The organism is Dietzia sp. CQ4 (assembly GCF_014145125.1).
In the GTDB taxonomy this organism is placed as follows: Bacteria; Actinomycetota; Actinomycetes; order Mycobacteriales; family Mycobacteriaceae; genus Dietzia; species Dietzia natronolimnaea.
Genome location: NZ_JAALDZ010000213.1, coordinates 1 through 5,149 on the forward strand (window position 1 = coordinate 1; position 5,149 = coordinate 5,149).

Annotated in this window: 5 protein-coding genes; 3 read left to right on the plus strand and 2 right to left on the minus strand. The window is 70.8% G+C overall.

The window, feature by feature from the left end:
- Positions 1-77 precede the first annotated feature (77 nt).
- From G6031_RS12510 to G6031_RS12520, 3 genes are all read left to right on the plus strand, one after another.
- On the plus strand, positions 78-557 hold the full coding sequence (locus G6031_RS12510; protein ID WP_182653438.1) for a Na+/H+ antiporter subunit E: 480 nt from the start codon (positions 78-80) through the stop codon (positions 555-557).
- Positions 558-681: 124 nt separating this feature from the next.
- Positions 682-1,806: a TIGR03857 family LLM class F420-dependent oxidoreductase gene (locus G6031_RS12515; protein WP_182653439.1), complete on the plus strand. Its 1,125-nt coding sequence runs from the start codon at positions 682-684 to the stop codon at positions 1,804-1,806.
- Positions 1,803-2,864, plus strand: a complete 1,062-nt coding sequence (locus G6031_RS12520) for an aminoglycoside phosphotransferase family protein (RefSeq protein WP_182653440.1) — start codon at positions 1,803-1,805, stop codon at positions 2,862-2,864. The genes G6031_RS12515 and G6031_RS12520 overlap by 4 nt, the downstream gene beginning before the upstream one ends.
- A gap of 127 nt (positions 2,865-2,991) precedes the next feature.
- On the opposite strand, the gene G6031_RS12525 is transcribed toward G6031_RS12520, so the two are convergent.
- On the minus strand, positions 2,992-4,518 hold the full coding sequence (locus G6031_RS12525) for a catalase (RefSeq protein WP_179524388.1): 1,527 nt from the start codon (positions 4,516-4,518) through the stop codon (positions 2,992-2,994).
- Positions 4,519-4,573: 55 nt separating this feature from the next.
- Entirely contained in the window at positions 4,574-5,014 is a 441-nt protein-coding gene (locus tag G6031_RS12530) for a Fur family transcriptional regulator (protein WP_182615825.1), read from the minus strand.
- Positions 5,015-5,149: the final 135 nt, after the last annotated feature.

Here is a 5,149-nt window from a genome sequence, read left to right on the forward strand (position 1 = left end):
GTCCTGCGCTCCCGCGCCGGCCGCGGCCTGCTCCTGCTGGGCCTGGCCTCCGTCCTCGTCGCCGCGGAGGTGGCCTCATGATCGGGTACGTGCGGGCCGCAGTGGTCCGCTTCCTGGTTCTGCTGCTCCTGTGGTGGATCCTCGCCGAGGGCGACACCCGGTTCTGGCACTACGGACTCGTCGCGACCGCGGTCGCGACGGCGGTGAGCCTCCGCGCGCTCCCACCCGCGCGCCCGCGGACCGGTCGGCGGCCGTGGGAGATCCCCGGGTTGGCGGGATGGTTCCTGCTGGCGCTCCTGCGGGGCGGGATCGACGTGGCCCGCCGGGCGCTGGACCCCCGGATGCCCATCTCGCCGCACACCCGGCGTCTGCCGATCCGGTCCGGGGCCCCGGCCGCACGCCGACTGGCGCTGTGGATGATCAACCTCATGCCCGGGACCCTGGTCTCGGACGAGGGCGAGGACTGGGTGGACCTGCACGTGCTCGCCGAGGACATCGACGCGGACCAGGCGTGGGCCGGACTCGAGCGGCGCCTGGGTCGCATCATCGGGACCTGACCCCCGCCGACCGGACCAGGTCGGGTGAACGGGTCGTCGGATCCGGCCGGGTGGCCACCGCCACCGGGGTAACGTGACACGTGTCACTTTCTCGCCGGTTGCTCCATCCTGCCGAAGGGCACGCATGACCCACGACGACCCCGCCCTGCCGCTCATGCCCGAGCTCGCCTGCTACGGCCTGGCCGGGCACAGCGCGTCCCCGGCCGACCTCATCACCGAAGCCGCCCGCGCGGAGGAGCTGGGACTCGGATCGATCCTGCTGTCCGAGCGGTTCGCCCTCAAGGACGCGGCCGTCATGGCGGGGGCGGCGGTGGCGGCGACGACCCGGATCGGCGTGGGGACCGCCGCGACCAACCACAACACCCGGCACCCGCTGGTCACGGCCACCATGGCCACCACGCTGCACCGGATGTCCGGCGGCCGGTACGCGTTCGGGCTGGGCCGCGGCATCCCGCTGCTGTTCGACATCATGGGCCTGCCCCACGTCACCTCCGCGCAGCTCGAGGACGCGGTGGGGATCTACCGCACGCTGTGGCGGGGCGGGTCGGTGGCGGGGCACGACGGTCCGGCGGGGAGCTATCCCTATCTCGTGCAGGACCCCTCGTTCGACGAGGACATCCCGGTGCTGCTCATGGCCATGGGCGACAACTCGCTCCGGCTCGCCGGACGGATCGCCGACGGCGTGGTCCTGCACACCTTCATGTCCGACACCGCCGTCGCCAGATCCGTCCGGCTGGTCCGCGAGGCCGCCGAACGGGCCGGCCGCGACCCGGCGCAGGTGCGGATCTGGTCGGTGATGGCCACCATCGAGGACTCGCTCGACGAGACCGCGCGGCTGCGCAAACTCGTCGGCCGCCTGGCCACCTATCTCACCGGGTACGGCGACGTGCTGGTCCGGGTGAACGGCTGGGACCCGGCGGGCCTGGAGCGGTTCCGCGCCGACGAACGCCTGTCCGCCCACTCCGGCGCGCTCGACGCGACCGACGACCTCGACATCCTGCGCCACGCCCACGAGGTGCTGCCCGACGAGTGGCTCGCCTGCGCGGCGGTCGGCAGCGCCGAGCACTGCGCTGACCGCATCGAGGGTCAACTCTCACTCGGCGCGGACTCCGTGGTCCTGCACGGCGCGACCCCCGACGAGCTCGCCCCGGTCCTGGCCGCCTGGCGACACCGGCGCGATCCCAGTCGGTTCGACCACCTCGACCCCAATCCCGGACGTCTCCACCTGCGGAAGGACCCCCAGACATGACCAGCGTCGACTCGAGCGCCTCCGTGGTCTGCACGCCGGAGGAGGTGACGGCGGAGTGGCTCACCCGGGCGCTCGGCACCGAGGTCCGGTCGGCACGGACCGAGGCGGTGGGGACCGGCCAGATCGGCTGCTGCGTGGTGGCCCACGTGGACGGTGACGGGCTCCCGCCGACGCTGTTCGTCAAACTCCCGAACCCCGACGAGGGCATGCGGCCGCTGCTGCACGGCGTCTACCGGAGCGAGGTGCTGTTCTACCGCGATCTGGCGCCGACCGTCGCCGTGCGGGTTCCGCGGGCGCGGTTCGCCGCGCTCGGGGAGCGGGAGGGCGAGTTCACGCTCGTTCTGGACGACGTGGCGCCGCTGGTCCAGGGCGACCAGCTCACCGGGCTGACCGTCGAGGACGCCCGCGACTGCGCGGTCAACCTGGCCGGGTTGCACGGCCCGCGCTGGTGCGATCCGGCACTGCGCGGCATCGACGGCCTCTCCTGCCCCTCCGCCGAGGACAACGTCACCCTCCAGGAGCTCGGCGGGCCGGCGCTGGAGGCCTTCCTCGCCGAGTTGGGGGACCGGCTCGACGACGACGAGCGACGGATCCTATCCGAGATCGCGCCGCTGATCGCGGACTGGGCCAACGGGCGGTCCGATCGCTTCGCGCTGCTGCACGCCGACTACCGCGCCGACAACATGCTGATCGACCCCTCCGGGGACCGGCCGTCCCTGGCCTGCGACTGGCAGACCCTCACCGTGGGGCTCCCCGGGCGCGACCTCGGCGGCTTCCTCGGCTCAAGCCTGGACGTCGCCGACCGCCGGGCCGCCGAACGCGGGATCGTGGCCGACTACCACCGCGCGCTCGTCGGGCACGGGGTGACCGGGTACTCCCTCGAGACCTGCTGGGACGACTACGTCTACGGGCTGCTCCAGACCCCGGTGCTCGGGATCTTCGGCTGGATGTACGGCACCCGGACCCCGCGCGGTGACGAGATGTTCGCCCTGCTCATGCGGCGGGCCTGTCGGGCGATCGCCGACCACGACGCCCTGACCGTGGTCCGCGGCGGCTGACGGGGCCCCGGGCGGGAAGCCGGCGCACGAGGAGGGCCCGACCCCGCTAATCGCGGGATCGGGCCCTTCGTCTCAGTCGAGTTCGGCCGACGCGTGCTCGACCGAAACATGCTCGGCTACGGAGTGGTCACTCCTGGCGACGGTGGTTGCCGCGCGGACCGGACTCGACGCCGGCCTTGACGGCCTCGCACAGCCCCTGGTCGACGGCCGCCCAGTAGGCGTACACGCGCTCGAGGAGCTCGGTCTCCGAGGGGTCGATCTTGCTCACGTGACCGGCGATGTTGGACGCCAGACGCTCGCGGGCCGCGTCGTCGAGGACCTCCCGGTACAGCGTGGTGGCCTGCGCCTGGTCGGTGTCGTCGGAGTGCGGCGAGACGTCCCCGCGGTAGATCTCCGAGCCCTTGGTGTCCCAGTCACCGAAGTCGAACGCCTTGGCCGGGTCCGCGACCGGGCCGTCGAGGGTGTTGGGGGCGTACTCGGCCTGCGCCGGGTGCGGGAACTCGTACTGCATGGCGCCCTCCTTGGAGTAGGAGTTCACCGGCGAGAGCGGTCGGTTGACCGGCACCTGCTGGTAGTTGGCGCCGATGCGGTAGCGCTGGATGTCCGGGTACGCGAAGACACGGCCGAGGAGCATCTTGTCGGGCGAGAAGCCGATGCCCTTGACGATGTTGGTCGGCGCGAACGCCGCCTGCTCGATCTGGGCGTGGTGGTTCTGCGGGTTCCGGTTCAGCGTCATGGTGCCGACCTTGCGCAGCGGGTAGTCCTTCTGCGACCAGACCTTGGTGAGGTCGAACGGGTTGAAGCGGTAGGTCTCCGCCTCGTCGAAGGGCATCACCTGGACGTGCAGGTCCCACGACGGGAACTCGCCCTTGGCGATGGACTCGTAGAGGTCCTGACGGTGGTAGTCGGCGTTCTCACCGGCGAGCTTGTCGGCCTCGTCCTGGGTGAGGAAGTCGATGCCCTGGTTGGTCTTGAAGTGGAACTTGACCCAGTGGCGCACACCCTCGGCGTTGATGAACTGGTAGGTGTGCGAGCCGAACCCGTCCATGTTGCGCCAGGTGGCCGGGATGCCGCGGTCGCCCATGAGCCAGGTGACCTGGTGGGTCGACTCGGGGCTCAGGGTCCAGAAGTCCCACTGCATGGCGTGGTTGCGCAGGCCGGAGGCGTTCTTGCGGCGCTGCGAGTGGATGAAGTCCGGGAACTTGAGGGCGTCGCGGACGAAGAAGACCGGCGTGTTGTTGCCGACCATGTCGTAGTTGCCCTCGTCGGTGTAGAACTTCAGCGCGAAGCCGCGCGGGTCACGCCAGGTGTCGGGGCTGCCCTTCTCGCCGGCGACGGTGGAGAAGCGGGCGAGCATGGGGGTCGTGACGCCCTGCTGGAACAGGCCTGCGCAGGTGATGTCCGAGACGTCCTCGGTGGTGACGAACTCGCCGAAGGCGCCCGAGCCCTTGGCGTGGGGCAGACGCTCCGGGACGTTCTCGCGGTTGAAGTGGGCGAGCTTCTCGATGAGGTAGAAGTCGTGGATCGGCTGCGGACCCAGCTCGCCCAACCGGGCGCTGAACTCGTCGCTCGGTACCGGCTGGCCACTGTCGGTGGTGGTGGCGGACTTGGGCTGGAAGTCGCGTACGCCGCGGTCGGCGGGATGCGTGGTCACGTCTGGTGCTCCTCGTTGTGGTGGGGTGATGGGCGATGTGGTCTGGGTCTCAGTCTTAACCGAGCCGGGCACGGCCCGCCTGACATTCGGGACATGTGCCCCAGTAGTTGACCTCGGCCTCGTCGATCAGGAAGCCGTGATCGTGGTCCGCCTGCAGGCAGGGCGCATGCCCCACCGCGCATTCGACATCCTCGATCCGGCCGCACTGCCGGCACACGAGGTGGTGGTGGTTGTCCCCCGTGCGGCGTTCGTACCGGGCCGGCGAGCCGGCCGGTTCGATGCGCCGCATGAGTCCGACGTCGGTGCACACACGCAGCGCGTCGTAGACGGTCTGCGTGGACACCGCGCCCAGCCGCTCCCGGACCAGTACCGCGACGTCCTCCGCCGCGATGTGGGGACGACTGTCGACGACGGCGAGGACCGCCAACCGGGGAGAGGTGACCCTCAACCCGGCTGTCCGGAGCAGCGCTCCCGGATCCTCCATCTGCGTCGTCATGGGCCTCACCCTAGCCGACTTTCTGGAACTGGTCCAGAAAAGGACTGGTTCCGCTTTGGTAACGATGTCGGCTGCGCCTCTGCCGCTCCCCCGGACGCCGTCGTACCCGCCGACTAGGCTGATCCGCGACGCCGA